Here is a 14,460-nt window from a genome sequence, read left to right on the forward strand (position 1 = left end):
CCGCTTTCGAGCATTGCACAAGGTTTGCACGCTGATCGTTCACGCCGGGAAAATGCAGTGCTGCACACCGTAGCGCCACGGAGCTGCCTAGACAGTGCAAAGCTTTCCAATTGTTTAGGATTCTCAACCGATAGTGCTGTTTACTCTGGAACTTGGCGTGTATTATACAGGCGCCTTGGAACCCAATGATTGCCCTCATAATTCGTAGCTTAGGGCACGAGAGCCGACACGAGACGATATGAAAAAGTCCCGGCCGATCCTCTGGATTCTGATCATCGCGGCCGTGGCCTCCGCGGGTTACTATGGTTGGCACAAATTCGGCTCGCCCGACGCCGCAAAAACCCAGACCGCGCAGAAGGGTCCGCAGCGCCCGCCCGCCGTCCTCGTGAGTGTTTCGCCGGTCCAGAAGGTCGACTTCCCGGTCTACCTGACCGGTCTGGGCACGGTTGCGGGCTTCAACACCGTACAAGTCCGGACGCGGGTGGATGGCCAGATCGACAAGATCGCCTTCACCGAAGGCCAGATCGTCAAGCAGGACGAGCTTCTCGTCTCGATTGATCCCCGCCCCTATCAAGCCACGCTCGACCAGGCCAAGGCCAAGAGGGCCCAGGACGAGGCGAATCTGGCCAACGCCAATCTCGAGCTCCAGCGCGCCATGAAGCTCGGTGAATTCGCCACCGCACAGCGGGTCGACACCCAGCGCTCAACTGTCGCCCAGCTCACTGCGCAGATCGCCGCCGACGATGCCGCAATCTCCAACGCCCAGACCCAGCTCGACTACACCCAGGTCAAGGCACCGATCACCGGCGTCGCGGGCCTGCGCCAGGTCGACGTGGGCAACATTGTCAACGCCTCGACGCAGACCGGCATCGTCACGATATCGCAGGTCGAGCCGATCTCGGTGATCTTCACGGCGCCGGAGGATCAGCTTCCCTATATCAGCGAGGGCCAGAAGGCCGGCGCGCTCAAGGTGATCGCTTTCACCACCGACGGCAAGAAGACGCTGGCCGAGGGCAAGCTCGCGGTCATCAACAACCAGGTCGACACGAGCAGCGGGACGATCCGGCTCAAGGCGGTGTTCGACAATAAGGACCACGCGCTGTGGCCCGGGCAGTCGGTGTCGACGCGCCTTCTGGTGCGCACCTTGAAAGATGCGACCGTCGTTCCCGATGACGCGGTCCAGCACTCCACCAACGGCCTCTATGCCTATACCGTCAATCAGGACAACAAGGCCGAGATGCACAAGATCAAGGTCAGCTACGGCATCGACGGGCGTTCGGTCATCGACGAAGGGCTGACGCCCGGGCAACAAGTGATCACCGGCGGCCAATTCAAGGTCCAGCCGGGAAGCCTCGTCTCCACGGCCGTGGCGAGTACGGATCCGGCCCAGAACAAGGTTCGACAGGAATGAACGCGGGAGGGATTTCGGCACCTTTCATCCGTTATCCCATCGGCACCTCGCTGCTGATGGCCGGCATTCTCTTCGTCGGTCTCGTCGCCTATCCCCTGCTGCCGGTCGCGCCACTGCCGCAGGTGGACTTCCCGACCATCCAGATCACCGCCAATCTGCCGGGCGGCAGCCCGGAGACCATGGCCTCGTCGGTGGCCCAGCCGCTCGAACGGCAATTCGCCCAGATCCCGGGCATCGCCCAGATGACCTCGACGAGCTATCTGGGCACCGCGTCGATCACGATCCAGTTCGACCTCAACCGCAGCATCGACGGCGCCGCCAATGACGTGCAGGGCGCCATCAATGCCGCGAGCGGCCAGCTGCCGAAGAATCTGCCCTCGCCGCCGACCTACCGCAAGGTCAACCCGGCCGACGCGCCGATCCTGCTGCTGTCGGCGACCTCCGATACATTGCCGCTGACCAGCGTCAGCGACGCGGTCGATGCCCAGCTCGCCCAGCAGATCAGCCAGCTCTCGGGCGTCGCGCAGGTGTTCATCGGCGGCCAGCAGAAACCGTCCATCCGCATCCAGATCGATCCGGCGAAACTCGTCGCCAAGGGCCTGTCGATGGAGGACGTGCGCAGCCAGATCGCGATCACCACGGTCGACAGCCCCAAAGGCAATATCGACGGCCCGAAGCGCGCCTACACGATCTACGCCAACGACCAGCTGACCCAGGCCAAGGACTGGAACGACGTCATCATCGCCTATCGCAATGGCGGTCCCTTGCGAATCCGCGACATCGGCCAGGCGGTCAGTGGCGCTGAAGACGCCAAGCAGGCGGCCTGGGCCAATGGCAAGCGCGGCGTGTTCCTGGTGATATTCAAGCAGCCGGGCGCCAACGTGATCGAGACCGTCGACCGGATCAAGGCCACCCTGCCTCGCCTCGTGGCCGCGATACCGCCCGCGATCAAGATCGAGCTCATCAGCGACCGCACCACGACCATCCGCGCCGCCGTCGAGGACGTCCAGTTCACGCTGCTGCTGACCATTGCGCTGGTGGTCATGGTCATCTTCATTTTCCTGCGCAGTTTCTGGGCGACCGTCATTCCCACCATTACGGTTCCCCTGGCGCTGCTGGGCGCGTGCGCCTTGATGTGGGTGGTCGGCTATTCGCTCGACAATCTGTCGCTGATGGCGCTCACCATCGCGGTCGGCTTCGTCGTCGACGACGCCATCGTGATGCTCGAGAACATCACCCGCTACATCGAGGAAGGCGAATCGCCGATGGCGGCCGCCTTCAAGGGCTCCAAGGAAATCGGCTTCACCATCGTGTCGATCAGTATCTCGCTGGTCGCGGTGCTGATTCCGCTGCTGCTGATGGGCGGCATCATCGGGCGCCTGTTCCGCGAATTCGCCGTCGTGCTGGCGATGACGATCTTCGTCTCGATGTTCGTGTCGCTGACCCTGACGCCGATGATGGCCTCGCGCTTCCTGCGCGCCCATGGCGAGGTGACCCACGGCAAGTTCTACCAGTGGAGCGAGCGCGGCTTCGATGCGATGCTGCGCGGCTACGAATGGGTGCTCGACCATGCCCTCGCCTGGCGCCGCACGACGCTCGCGATCTTCTTCGCAACCCTTGCTTTGTCGGTCTACCTGTTCGTCCTGATCCCGAAAGGGTTCTTCCCGCAGCAGGACGTCGGCCTGATCACCGCGACCTCGGAAGCCTCCCAGGACATCTCGTTCGCGGAGATGCAGCGCCGCCAGGTCGAGCTCGGCAAGATCGTGATGGACGATCCCGACGTCGCAACGATCGCGATGAACATCGGCGGCAGCGGCCGCGCCGGCAACAACGGCAACATGTTCATCACGCTGAAGCCGCTCGGCGTCCGCACTACCTCGGCGCAGCAGATCATCGCGCGGCTGCGTCCCCAGCTCGAGAAGGTGTCGGGCGCCCGTCTCTACATGCAGGCGGCCCAGGACGTCCGGCTCGGCGGCCGGCCGACGCGCACGCAGTTCGAGTTCACGTTGCAGGACGCCGATCTGGCCGAGCTCAACGACTGGGCGCCGAAAATCCTCGCCAAGATGCAGACGTTGCCGCAACTGCGCGACGTCGCGACCGACCAGCAGACCAAAGGCACCACGGTTCAGCTCAAGATCAACCGCGATACCGCAGCGCGCTACGGCATCCAGCCTCAGCTGATCGACGACACGCTGTACGACGCCTTCGGCCAGCGCCAGGTCACGCAGTATTTCACCCAGCTCAACACCTACAAGGTGATCCTGGAAATCCTCCCGGAGATGCAGGGCAGCCTCGAAAGCCTGAACAAACTCTATCTGAAATCGCCGCTGACCGGGGACCAGGTGCCGCTGTCGACGTTTGCGACCTGGAGCACCGATCCGGTCCGCCCGCTCTCGATCAGTCATCAGGGCCAGTTCCCGGCGATCACGATCAGCTTCAACCTCGCCCAAGGCGTCGCGCTCGGCCAGGCCACGGAGGCCGTGCAGAAGGCGATGGCCGATCTCGGTGCGCCGCCAACGCTCAATTCGAGCTTCCAAGGCACGGCACAGGCGTTCCAGCAGTCGCTGGGCACCGTGCCGCTCCTGATCCTCGCGGCGCTGGTCGTGGTCTATCTGATCCTCGGCATCCTCTACGAGAGCTACATCCATCCGATCACGATTCTCTCGACCCTGCCCTCGGCCGGCGTCGGGGCGCTCGCGATCCTGATGGCGGCCGGTTTCGAGTTCAGCCTCATTGCTTTGATCGGCATTATTCTGCTGATCGGCATCGTGAAGAAGAACGGCATCATGATGGTGGACTTCGCCATCGCCGCGGAGCGCGACGAGCACAAGACGCCGGCGGAATCGATCCGGCAGGCAGCGCTCTTGCGCTTCCGTCCGATCATGATGACGACGATGGCTGCCCTGCTCGGCGGCGTGCCGCTGATGCTCAGTCACGGCACCGGCGCCGAGATCCGCCAGCCGCTCGGCTACGCCATGGTCGGCGGCCTGATCGTCAGCCAGGCGCTGACGCTGTTCACCACCCCGGTCGTCTATCTCTATCTCGACGAGCTCAACAACTGGTTCTCGGGTTGGGGCCGTAAGGGTGACGGCGAAGGCGACGAGACGATCGCGCACGGCACCGTTAAGGAAGCTGCCGAGTAGCAGCTTGCACCGCGCGCCTGGCGACGCTACAGCGAGCGAGACCCCGGTTCACGCCAACGCGGTTTTGCCATGTCCATGCAATCCAGACTTGCCGCCCTTGCCGCCGCGCTCCTGTTGTCGACGGGTGCCGCGTATGCCCAGCAGGGCGCCAAGAAGAACGCAGCTCCCCCTGCCCCGGCGGCACAGCCCGCACCGGCTCCGACGCAACCGCAGGCTGAGGGCTCTCCGGCGCAGCAGGCCGGCTGGGTCGTGCGCTGTACAAGCGTCAGCCGCGATGCGCCGCTCGAATGCGCGATGGAGCAGAACGCGGTGCTGACCAAGACCGGCCAGACCATCGTCCTGATCAACATCCGCATTGCGCCCGACACCCGCACACCGGTGGCGCTGCTGCAATTGCCGCTCGGCCTCAACCTTCCCATCGGCGCCAAGCTCCAGGTCGACGAGGGCAAGACGGTCGATCTCCCCATCCAGACCTGCGAGAACCGCGGCTGCTACGCCTCGACCCCGATCGCGCCGGACCTGCTTGCGACCTTGCGGTCGGGCAAACAGCTCAAGGTCTCCTTCCAGAACATGGCGAAGGAAACGATCGCGATCCCGATGCCGCTCGGCGATTTCGCGGCCGCTTACGACAAGATCAAGTAGCGCGCTTCTTTTTCGCCGATTGCCGCAGGAGTTTTCCTTGCGGCCCATCCTTCGAGACGCCCGCTTCCGCGGGCTCCTCAGGATGAGGTTTCAGCGCACGGCAAATCCCAAACCCTCATGGTGAGGAGCCCGCCAGGGCGGGCGTCTCGAACCATGAAGGCCGAGCGCTCTCGCAGCCCGCAAGCCTGCCGTTACTGCCGAGCCATCTGCGCGTTGCCGACGGCGTCGCCGTCGAGCTTCTGGTCGTTGTGCATGGTCACGCTGACGCGCGAGAGCCGTCCTTCGAATTCGAACGGCGCCTCGTAATGCGACACCGGGCTGCCGCGGTCGCGGCCGATGTCGAGGCCGGACCACGAAATCAGCGTGTGGAATCCGAGCTGGGTCTGCAGCGATCCCGCCTTCTCACCGTCGATCAGGAGCGTGTAGTCGGTGACGCCGGTACGCGAGCCCTTGGCCGGCGGCTCCTTGCGCACAAGACGCTCAACGTGAACGCCGAGCCGCCGCGCGCCTGACGGCACCTTGCGCTCCGAGCGGACGATCTGGTGACTGCCGCCGATGTTGAGGTCGTGCACGAGATGGCCGTCCTTGACGTAGAGGCTATAGCCGGACGTCGCGTCCCCATGCGAGATCAGCACGCCGTCGGCACCCGCCTCGTCGATCTCGACATGCGCCTCGATCGTGTAGCTGCGGCTGCGCACATCAGGCGCGACATCGGTCGGCACATGACCCATGCCGGCATGGAAGACGAAATGATGGCGCGCACCATGGAAGCGCGCGGCATTCTCCGCAAAGCGCGGCCCGAAGCGGTCGTCGAGCGGCAGCACCTTGTGCTTCCCGGCTTCCTCCCACCATGCCGCGATCATCGCTGCCAGGCGCTCCGGTTCTTTCGCCGCAAGATCATCGGTCTCGGAGAAATCCTCATCGAGATGGAACAGCTCCCATTTGTCGCTATCGAACGGCGTGCCCGATGGATGGAAGGCGACCGCCTTCCAGCCGCCCTGCCAAAGGCCGCGATGGCCGAACATCTCGAAATATTGCGGCGAGCTCCTTGAAGGAGCGGACGCGTCCGCGATCGAACGCGCAAAGCTCTCGCCTTCCAGCGGCATCTGCCGGCAGCCCGCGATCTCGGCGGGCGCCTCGATGCCGATCAGCTCCAGCAGCGTCGGCGTGAGGTCGGTTGCGTGCACGAACTGGTGCCGCAGCTCTCCCTTGGCCGCGATCTGCTTCGGCCAGTTGATGACGAAGGGATCACGGATACCGCCGCCATGGGTGTTCTGCTTGTAGCGCCGCAGTGGCGTGTTGGACGCCATCGCCCAACCATGCGGAAAATTACTGTGGGTATCGGGCCCGCCGATGTCATCGATACGGCTCAGCTTCTCCGCGATCGGCTCCGGCTTGAAGTTGAACGGACCCATCGCGTTGACGAAGCCGAGCGGTCCGCCCTCCTGGCTGGCGCCGTTGTCAGACATCACGATGATGACCGTGTTGTCGCGGATGTTGGCCGTCTCCAGGAATGAGACAAGGCGCGCAAGATGACGATCGGAATGATCGAGCATGCCGGCAAAAGCCGCCTGCAGGCGCGTGAAGACGCGACGCTCGTCGGCCGAATGATCTTCCCAGGCCTTCACGCCGTCATTGCGCGCCGGCATCCGCGTTCCCTCCGGCACCAGCCCCATCGCCTTCTGACGCGACAGCCGCTGCTCGCGCTCGATGTCCCAGCCGTGTGAGAACGTCGCGTCGTAGCTCCTGATGATCTCGGCCGGGGCCTGGTGCGGCGCGTGGCAGGCCCCCAGCGCCACCCAGGTGAGCCACGGGATGTCGGGACGATCGGCGACGTGATCACCGATGAAGCGGATCGACTGGTCGATCAGGTCCTCGGTCAGATGATAGCCATCGCCAGACGTCCCCGGGGGATCGATATGCGTGTTGTCGGAGACGAGCTCCGGCGCGTACTGGTCGGTCTCGGCATCGAGAAAGCCGTAGAAGCGATCAAAACCGCGGCCGAGCGGCCAGCCGTCGAACGGGCCGGTGGCGCCGCTTTCGGTCAGCGGCGTCACGTGCCATTTGCCGACCATGTAGTTGCGATAGCCGTGGGTGCGCAGCATCTCGGCGAGTGTCCCCGCCTCGCGCGCGATTTTGCCGCGGTAGCCGGGATAGCCGGAATCGAAATTGGCAAGGCATCCGACGCCGACGGAGTGATGGTTGCGCCCGGTGAGCAGTGCCGCGCGCGTGGTCGAGCACATCGCGGTGGTGTGGAAGCCGGAGTAACGCAGCCCTTCGGCGGCGAGCCTGTCGATGGTCGGCGTCTTGATCGCGGAACCATAGCAGCCGAAATCGGAGAAGCCGACGTCGTCGAACAGCACGACCAAAATGTTCGGCGCGGCCTCGGGCGGCCTCGGCGCCTCCGGCCACCAGGGCTTTGAGTCCGCAACCGTCTTGCCGACGGTGCCGCGGAACGGCGTGTTGCTGCCTGCGCTCATCTGATCCTCCCTGTCGGCTGGCCTGGATGGCCGCCGACGGCCATGGTTGACCTGCGGCTCGTCCCCGCCTAAACTATAATCCGAATTATGGTTATGATTTGACCCAGATGCAAGCGCGGAAGCAGCCAGGTTCGGAACAGCCCGGGTTTCGTGATTTCGACCTGCCCGGCGTCGTCCCGTCGCGCCAGAAGCGCAGCCGCGAGACGACGCTGGCGCTGCTGCGCGCCGGCGCGGAGATGCTGCGGAGGCGCAGCCTCGCCGAGCTTTCGATCGAAGCGCTCTGCACCGAAGTCGGTGCCACCGTCGGCGCCTTCTACAGCCGCTTCGAAAGCAAGGAAGCCTATTTCAACGCGCTGATGGCACTGGCCGCGCGCGACGGCGAGCAGCGGCTGGCCGAGATCAGGCGGCCGTCGCCCGATGCGGGCCTCGACAAGCTCTGCCAAATCATCGTCAGCGACATCATCATCTGGATGCGCAACCACGAGGGTGTGCTGCGCGCAGCGCTCCAGCATGACGACACCCGCCCGGACAAATGGACAGCATTCAAGGCTCTTGCGAAAGCGACCACCGAACGCGCCACCCCTCTCCTGCTGCCGGCGATGGGCAAAGGGCGTAAGGCCGCCAAGGTCCGCACCATCGCGTTCGGCTTCCAAATCGTGCTGGGCACGCTGGTGAATGCGATCCTCAATGATCCCGGGCCGCTGTCGCTCGGGACGAAGGAGATGGAGACGCGGCTCGCCGGCTGCCTGTTGCTGCTGCTTCAGGCGAAAATCAGTCAGTCCACCCCAAGATAAGCCTTCTGCACCTGCGGGTCCTGCGCGAGCGCTGCGGCCGTGCCTGACAGCACGCTCTTGCCGACCTGGAGCACGGTGGCGAAATCCGAGACTTCCAGCGCGAGCTCGATCGATTGCTCGGCGAGCAGGATGGTCAGACCCTCGCGATGCAGGCGGCCGAACGTCTCGTACATGGATTCGACGATCGCCGGCGCAAGACCGAGCGAGGGTTCATCCAGCATCAGCAGTTTCGGATCGCTCATCAGCGCGCGGCCGACCGCGAGCATCTGCCGTTCCCCGCCGGACATGGTGCCGGCGCGCTGGTTGCGGCGCTCCTTCAACCGCGGAAAGAACTCGTAGACGCGCTCCAGCAGCGTGGCCCGGCGCGACTTGTCGTGCAGCGGCGTTGCGCCGAGCAACAAATTGTTCTCCACGCTCTGCTGCACGAACAGCCGCCAGCCCTCCGGCGACAACGCCAGCCCCTTGCGCACGATCGCAAACGCCCTCTCGCCGGCGATGTCCTCGCCGCGAAAGTGGATCAATCCGGAATGCACGGGAATGAGGCCGGCGATGGCGTTCAACGTCGTGGTCTTGCCGCCGCCATTGGAGCCTAGCAGTGCGACGACGCTGCCTTCGGGAACCTCCAGCGAGACGTCGGAGACGCCGATGAGATCGCCGTAGCGCACCTCCAGATGCTCGATCCTGAGCAACGCCCCGCTCATAGGTCCGGCCCGCCCATCAATTCGACCGGCGTGTGGCCGGCGGCCGCCTTGGCCGCGCGCTTGCCGAGATAGGCCTCGATCACCGCCGGGTTGGACGTGACCTCGCGGGGTGACCCACGGGCGATCTCCTTACCCTGGTGGAACACCATCACGCGGCTCGCGAGCGACATGATCACTTCCATGATGTGCTCGACGATCACAAGCGTAATGCCGGAACGGTGGATATCGCGGACGAGGTCGATGGCGAGCCTCACTTCATGCGCGTTGAGACCGGCCATGGCTTCGTCGAGCAGCAGCACCTTTGGCTCGGTCGCGAGCGCGCGCGCGATCTCCAGCCGCTTGCGGCCGGGCGTGCCGAGCGAGCGCGCCGGTGCATCCGCAAGCCTGATCATGCCGACCCGCTCGAGCACGGCGCGCGCCTTGGTCTCGGCCTCCTTGCGATGCGCCGTGCGCAGGAAGGCGCCGATCATGACGTTCTCGAGCACCGTCATGCCTTCGAATGTCTGCGGCACCTGGAAGGTGCGGGCGAGCCCAAGCCCGGCGCGCAGCTCCGGCGTGAAGTCGGTGATGTCGCGGCCCTCGAACAGGACGCGGCCAGACGTGGTCTTGAGATCGCCGGTGAGGCAGTTGAAGAACGTGGACTTGCCCGCGCCGTTGGGGCCGATCAGGCCGAGGATGTCGCCCTGCTCCAGCGTGACGGAAGCATCGTCCACTGCCTTGAAGCTGCCGAACGCCTTGGTGATCCCGCGCGCCTCAAGGAGCATGGCCTGCTCCTGTATCCTTGCCGGATTTGCTGCGGCGTGTGAACAGGCTGAGCAGACCGCCCGGCTGGAAGCGCGCGATCACCACGATGATCGCGCCATAGAGCACGAAGGTGAGCCCGGCGCCCTTGCCGCCGAGCCAGCTGTTGGAGATCTCCTCCAGCGGCACCAGGATCGCGGCGCCCACCAGCGGTCCGAACAGCAGCCCTGCCCCGCCCAGCGCCGCCATGATCAGAATTTTCACCGAGATCAGGATGCCGAACCCGGACTCGGGATCGACGAAGCCGAACATCATGGCGTAGAGCGCGCCGGCGACGCTCGTCAGCGCCGCACTCAGCATGTAGGCATAGAGCTTGGTACGGCTCGCAGGTGCACCGAGCGAGCGCGCGGCCCGTTCGGAATCCTTGATCGCGCGCAGGTAAAACCCCATCCGGCTGTTGGTCATCCACCACGTGATCAGAAGCGTGATCGCGAGGATGAGCAAGAAGAGATAATAGTACGGCAGCGACGACAGGAACGAGAGATCGAAGATGTTGCGCGGGACAGTTGGACCAGAGAGCCCGACGGCCGCGCCTAGCCAGTCGGTGTTGGTGACGATCAGCCGCATCGTCTCGGCGACCGCGATCGTCGCCATGCTGAAATAATGGCCGGACAGACGCAGCGTCGGCACACCGATGATCGCAGCCAAGCCCACGGCCAGCACGATCCCGCCGGGAATGCCGAACAGGGGCGACAGGCCAAATTTTACATAGGCCCCCATCGCGGCATAGGCGCCGCAGCCGAAGAACACGACGTGTCCGACCGAAACCTGGCCGGCATAGCCGCCGACGATGTTCCAGGCCGACGCCGCAATCGCATAGAGCAGCACCAGTGCGCCCAAGCGCTGCTGGAACGGCGAGGACAGCAGCAGCGGATAGGCGATCGCAATCGCTGCGACGACCGAGAGCCAGATCAAGCGCCGCATCACAGCTTTCTCATCACATCTTCCCCATTAGGCCCTGTGGCCGGAACCAGAGGAAGAGCAGGAACAGGACATAGACGACGATGTCCTTGTAGATCGCGCCGATCAGATAGCCGGATAGTGACTCGATCACCCCGATCAGGAGCCCTGCGACGAGCGCGCCGGGCACGCTCCCAAAACCGCCGAGCGACACCGTGACGAAGGCGACGATGCCGAGCGTCTCGCCGACGGTCGGCACGATGTAGAAGAAGTTCGCAATCAGCGCGCCGGCAAGCCCGGTGGCGCCGGCCGCAATCGCCCAGGCGATCGCCTGCATGGTGTCGGGCCGGATGCCCATCAGCTGAGCCGCTGTTTGATCCTCCGCCACCGCCAGCATTTTCGAGCCGAGCGAGGTCCGCGTCAGCAGCAGATGTAGCCCGAGCGTCACGAGCAGCGCGACCACGCCAGCAAGCAGCCGCGAGGCCTCGATGCGCAAGCCGGCAAACGCATAAGTGCCGCCCACGATATTCGGGGGCATCGACAGGAAGTTGGCGCCGAACCACCAGAACACGGAATAGCGCAACAGCAGCGCCAGGCCGAAGGTGCCGAGGATCTGCGCCAGCATCGGCCCCTTCATGATGTCGCGGATCAGGGCGAAATAGACCACGACACCGACCGTCGCGAGCACCAGCGTCGCCAGCGGCGCGCCGAGGATCGGCCCTCCGCCCAACAGCGTGTAGACGACGTAGGCGACGTACATGCCGAGCATGACGAAATCGCCATGCGCGAAATTGACGATGTTCATCATGCCCCACACCAGCGTGAGGCCGGAGGAAAACAGGGCGTAGACGGCGCCAAGCAGAAGCCCGCCGACGATCACCTGCACGAGTACAAAGGACATGAGCCGCGTTGCTCTGATCAAATTATCATGGGAATGGCGGAGCGCGCAGCCCCGCCTTTAAATCTCACCAGCCCTTGTAAGGCAGCACAGGCGCCTTCTCGGCATTTCCCTTGGGCCACACCGCGGTGTAGTTCTCGCCGTCCTGGAGCTGGATGATGAGGCCGGAGGCGAGCACGTTCTGGCCCTTGTCGTCGAACTTCACGCCCTTGTAGCCCATCATCAATTGCTCGGGCTTCAGATCCGTCGCCTTCAGCGCGGCCTGGATCTTGGCGGGATCGGTCGAGCCGGCGCGGTCGATCGCATCGGCCAGCACGAAAAAGCCCTGCATCTGGCGGCCGACCGTGTCATCCATCTCCTCGCCGCTCTTCTTCTTGTACATGTCGGCGATGATGGCGGACGGCGAGCCGGATGGACCCACCGCCCAGGACGAGCGATTGAAGACGCCCTGCGAAATCTTGCCGACCGCCTTGATGAAGGACGGATCGGAATAGCCTGCGTCGTCGGCGAGCAGCACGGGCGGCTTGTAGTCGAGCGACTGCATGGTCTTGGCGAACAGGATCGCGTCCGACGTGTAGCTGATCATGATGATGACGTCGGGCTTTTTCTCCTTGAGCTGGAGCACCTGACCCTGCAAATCGGTCGCATTGACGGGATAGGCGACGTCAATTGCGATGGCCTGCCCCTTGTCCTTGAAGGCGGCGCTGATGGTGTTGGCGACCGAGGTGCCGTATTCGGTGTTGTCGTGAACCAGTGCGATTGCATCGGTCTTGGCACCCTGCGCCTTGATGTCGGCGAGGAAGTCGACATAGGCCTTGGCGAAGTCGGTGGCGATCGGCGTCGTGCGGAAGAACCATTTGAAGCCGCGCTCGGTGAGATTGGCGGCGACCGACTCGGAGTTCAGGAAGGGAATGCCGTATTTCTCGGCGATCGCGCTCGAGGTCAGCGTGACGCCGGACTGATAGGAGCCGAACAAAGCGGCCACCTTGTCCTCCGTGATCAGACGCAGCGCCTGGTTCTGGCCCGTCGCCGGGTTGCCCTGGTTGTCCGCGAACACGATCTCGATCTTGGCGCCGCCAAGGCCGGAAAGGCCTGCGTTCTTCGCCAGCGGCAGATTGCCGAGCTCGGGATGGGCGTTGTTGATGATGTCCATGGCGACCTCGAGCGCCGCCTTGGCATGCGCGCCGATCGAGGCGGTGCCGCCGGACATCGGCAGGATCGCGCCGATCTTGACGACCTTGTCCTGCGCTCGCGCGCCTGAAGCGAGCACAAGGGACATCGCGGCCGCGCAAAGCAGCCCCGTGACGTGCTTCAATCTCATGAAATCAGACCTCCCAAAGGGTTTCCCCAACCAGGTTTTTTTTGGAAAGCTCGGCTAAGCGCCCGCCTCCGTTTGATTATGCCTGGTGATGAGAGGATGGCATGCCAGCCCGATACCGGCAAGGTGAAACGAATTGCCACGATGCTGCATAAGCAACACCGTTTATAGGGTGGGTTAGCGCCAGCGTACCCACCCTACGAGGCTGCGCAGCGTGCGCTCACCCCACCACGTCGCTCGCCCTCAGCAGCGTCGTGAAGCCGCCATAGATCATGCGCTTGCCGTCGAACGGCATGCCGTCCAACTTCAGCCGGGGGTCCGCCATCACCTTCTTGTTGACGGCGTCGCGAGTTTCCCGGTCGCGATAGACGATCCAGGAGAACACCACGATCTCGTCCTCCTTGGCCATCACCGCGCGCGGAAACGAAGTGAGCTCGCCATAGGGCACGTCGTCGCCGATGCATTCGACATAATCCAGCGCGCCGTGCTCCATCCAGATCGCGCAGGCCGTTTTCGCCAGCGCCTTGTAGGGCTCGATCTTGTCCTTCGGCACGGCCAGCACGAAACCATCGACATAGGGCATCACCGATCTCCTTGGGTTGCATGTCCAAGGACGATGCAGCGGGCGCCGATCCGACTGGGAAACGTGATTTTCCGATGAGGCAAACCGTCGCGCGCCGCTGCGGCGCGCCGCCGGAGCCTGAGATCCGGCCGCTCACGCCCCCGATTGGACCGCAAAACACACCTGCACCGGAGCGCTTGCCAGCCCACAGCCGAGCGGGTAGAAACCCTCCACGCCTGAGCCGTGATTTGCGCGATAAGCGCCGTCGGCCACGGCCGGACAAGTCAACAAGTCATTGAATTTGTTCGGCTATTCCGTTGGGGAATGGTGTAACGGTAGCACAACAGACTCTGACTCTGTTTGTCTAGGTTCGAATCCTAGTTCCCCAGCCATCTGTTGCACTATGGCGTAACCTCTTCAAATCTCTGAATTGTTTTAGGCTGGGCGCCTGCTGTACCCCAACGCCGCCCCTAACGCTTGCCCCTAACGGATGTCTGAATTTTTAATGTCCGATGCAGACCGCGATTGCGACCGCCTTGCTGATATCCTGCAAAGTGGCGAGCTACCTGACCTTGCGGAGTTCGCGCGTCTCTTGGGCTTAGGGGACGAGTATTTGCCACCAAGGAAAGACTATCCCACAAACCCGCGATGCAGACACTGGAGCGGCTTCGTGCTGACCTTCACGGGCGCATCTTTAGCAACAAGGCTGAGGGGAAAGCCCTGCGGCAAAAGTTGCAGCAGGTTGAGGCTGTCCTGAAAATGCTCGACCAGACCTAAAGCGTCCGGGCATCCGCCGTGTGATTCCAAGGC

At 63.9% G+C, this 14,460-nt stretch carries 12 protein-coding genes and 1 tRNA gene; 5 read left to right on the plus strand and 8 right to left on the minus strand.

The genetic code is table 11. From position 1 onward, the window contains the following. The first annotated feature begins 238 nt into the window (after window positions 1-238). From ABIB06_RS08950 to ABIB06_RS08960, 3 genes are all read left to right on the plus strand, one after another. Window positions 239-1,411, plus strand: coding sequence for an efflux RND transporter periplasmic adaptor subunit (locus ABIB06_RS08950; protein ID WP_354046730.1), 1,173 nt, complete (start codon window positions 239-241; stop codon window positions 1,409-1,411). Beyond that, window positions 1,408-4,554: an efflux RND transporter permease subunit gene (locus tag ABIB06_RS08955; RefSeq protein WP_354046729.1), complete on the plus strand. Its 3,147-nt coding sequence runs from the start codon at window positions 1,408-1,410 to the stop codon at window positions 4,552-4,554. Before ABIB06_RS08950 ends, ABIB06_RS08955 begins: the two co-directional genes overlap by 4 nt. A gap of 69 nt (window positions 4,555-4,623) precedes the next feature. Beyond that, entirely contained in the window at window positions 4,624-5,196 is a 573-nt protein-coding gene (locus ABIB06_RS08960; RefSeq protein WP_247345826.1) for an invasion associated locus B family protein, read from the plus strand. A gap of 191 nt (window positions 5,197-5,387) precedes the next feature. Here the strand turns inward: ABIB06_RS08960 and ABIB06_RS08965 are convergent, their stop codons facing one another. Further along, the gene (locus ABIB06_RS08965; protein WP_354046726.1) at window positions 5,388-7,676 is read right to left on the minus strand and encodes an arylsulfatase; all 2,289 of its coding nucleotides are present in this window, start codon (window positions 7,674-7,676) and stop codon (window positions 5,388-5,390) included. A 107-nt stretch (window positions 7,677-7,783) separates the two neighbouring features. Here ABIB06_RS08965 and ABIB06_RS08970 point away from each other — a divergent pair, with 107 nt between their 5' ends. Beyond that, a complete protein-coding gene (locus ABIB06_RS08970) occupies window positions 7,784-8,470 on the plus strand; it encodes a TetR/AcrR family transcriptional regulator (RefSeq protein ID WP_354046724.1) in 687 nt (228 codons plus the stop codon). On the opposite strand, the gene ABIB06_RS08975 is transcribed toward ABIB06_RS08970, so the two are convergent. The 6 genes from ABIB06_RS08975 to ABIB06_RS09000 form a co-directional block, all read right to left on the minus strand. Further along, window positions 8,452-9,171 carry an ABC transporter ATP-binding protein gene (locus ABIB06_RS08975; RefSeq protein ID WP_354046722.1) on the minus strand — a complete coding sequence of 240 codons (720 nt, stop codon included), beginning with the start codon at window positions 9,169-9,171 and terminating at the stop codon, window positions 8,452-8,454. The two genes, ABIB06_RS08970 and ABIB06_RS08975, sit on opposite strands and share 19 nt — an antisense overlap. Next, complete coding sequence (locus ABIB06_RS08980; protein ID WP_354046720.1) at window positions 9,168-9,935, minus strand: ABC transporter ATP-binding protein; 768 nt, start codon at window positions 9,933-9,935, stop codon at window positions 9,168-9,170. Before ABIB06_RS08980 ends, ABIB06_RS08975 begins: the two co-directional genes overlap by 4 nt. After that, the gene (locus tag ABIB06_RS08985) at window positions 9,925-10,896 is read right to left on the minus strand and encodes a branched-chain amino acid ABC transporter permease (protein WP_354046718.1); all 972 of its coding nucleotides are present in this window, start codon (window positions 10,894-10,896) and stop codon (window positions 9,925-9,927) included. Before ABIB06_RS08985 ends, ABIB06_RS08980 begins: the two co-directional genes overlap by 11 nt. Window positions 10,897-10,909: 13 nt before the next feature. Continuing rightward, window positions 10,910-11,773 (minus strand): branched-chain amino acid ABC transporter permease, encoded by an 864-nt coding sequence (locus ABIB06_RS08990; RefSeq protein ID WP_247345807.1) that lies wholly within the window; start codon window positions 11,771-11,773, stop codon window positions 10,910-10,912. 64 nt (window positions 11,774-11,837) lie between these two features. After that, window positions 11,838-13,091, minus strand: coding sequence for an ABC transporter substrate-binding protein (locus tag ABIB06_RS08995; protein ID WP_354046716.1), 1,254 nt, complete (start codon window positions 13,089-13,091; stop codon window positions 11,838-11,840). A gap of 217 nt (window positions 13,092-13,308) precedes the next feature. Next, a complete protein-coding gene (locus ABIB06_RS09000; protein WP_247446782.1) occupies window positions 13,309-13,671 on the minus strand; it encodes a DUF1428 domain-containing protein in 363 nt (120 codons plus the stop codon). A gap of 297 nt (window positions 13,672-13,968) precedes the next feature. Here ABIB06_RS09000 and ABIB06_RS09005 point away from each other — a divergent pair. Beyond that, a tRNA-Gln gene (locus ABIB06_RS09005) sits at window positions 13,969-14,042 on the plus strand. A 238-nt stretch (window positions 14,043-14,280) separates the two neighbouring features. Here the strand turns inward: ABIB06_RS09005 and ABIB06_RS09010 are convergent. Then, the gene (locus tag ABIB06_RS09010) at window positions 14,281-14,457 is read right to left on the minus strand and encodes a hypothetical protein (RefSeq protein ID WP_354069091.1); all 177 of its coding nucleotides are present in this window, start codon (window positions 14,455-14,457) and stop codon (window positions 14,281-14,283) included. Between the last annotated feature and the right edge of the window lie 3 nt (window positions 14,458-14,460).

This window comes from Bradyrhizobium sp. LB8.2, from assembly GCF_040548035.1.
Taxonomy (GTDB): Bacteria; Pseudomonadota; Alphaproteobacteria; order Rhizobiales; family Xanthobacteraceae; genus Bradyrhizobium.

Excerpts from the sequence above, each read along its gene's own strand:
- ABIB06_RS08950 (WP_354046730.1), top strand. The coding sequence starts at position 239 with ATGAAAAAGTCCCGGCCGATCCTCTGGATTCTGATCATCGCGGCCGTG.
- ABIB06_RS08955 (WP_354046729.1), top strand. The coding sequence starts at position 1,408 with ATGAACGCGGGAGGGATTTCGGCACCTTTCATCCGTTATCCCATCGGC.
- ABIB06_RS08960 (WP_247345826.1), top strand. The coding sequence starts at position 4,624 with ATGTCCATGCAATCCAGACTTGCCGCCCTTGCCGCCGCGCTCCTGTTG.
- ABIB06_RS08965 (WP_354046726.1), bottom strand. The coding sequence starts at position 7,676 with ATGAGCGCAGGCAGCAACACGCCGTTCCGCGGCACCGTCGGCAAGACG.
- ABIB06_RS08970 (WP_354046724.1), top strand. The coding sequence starts at position 7,784 with ATGCAAGCGCGGAAGCAGCCAGGTTCGGAACAGCCCGGGTTTCGTGAT.
- ABIB06_RS08975 (WP_354046722.1), bottom strand. The coding sequence starts at position 9,171 with ATGAGCGGGGCGTTGCTCAGGATCGAGCATCTGGAGGTGCGCTACGGC.
- ABIB06_RS08980 (WP_354046720.1), bottom strand. The coding sequence starts at position 9,935 with ATGCTCCTTGAGGCGCGCGGGATCACCAAGGCGTTCGGCAGCTTCAAG.
- ABIB06_RS08985 (WP_354046718.1), bottom strand. The coding sequence starts at position 10,896 with ATGCGGCGCTTGATCTGGCTCTCGGTCGTCGCAGCGATTGCGATCGCC.
- ABIB06_RS08990 (WP_247345807.1), bottom strand. The coding sequence starts at position 11,773 with ATGTCCTTTGTACTCGTGCAGGTGATCGTCGGCGGGCTTCTGCTTGGC.
- ABIB06_RS08995 (WP_354046716.1), bottom strand. The coding sequence starts at position 13,091 with ATGAGATTGAAGCACGTCACGGGGCTGCTTTGCGCGGCCGCGATGTCC.
- ABIB06_RS09000 (WP_247446782.1), bottom strand. The coding sequence starts at position 13,671 with ATGCCCTATGTCGATGGTTTCGTGCTGGCCGTGCCGAAGGACAAGATC.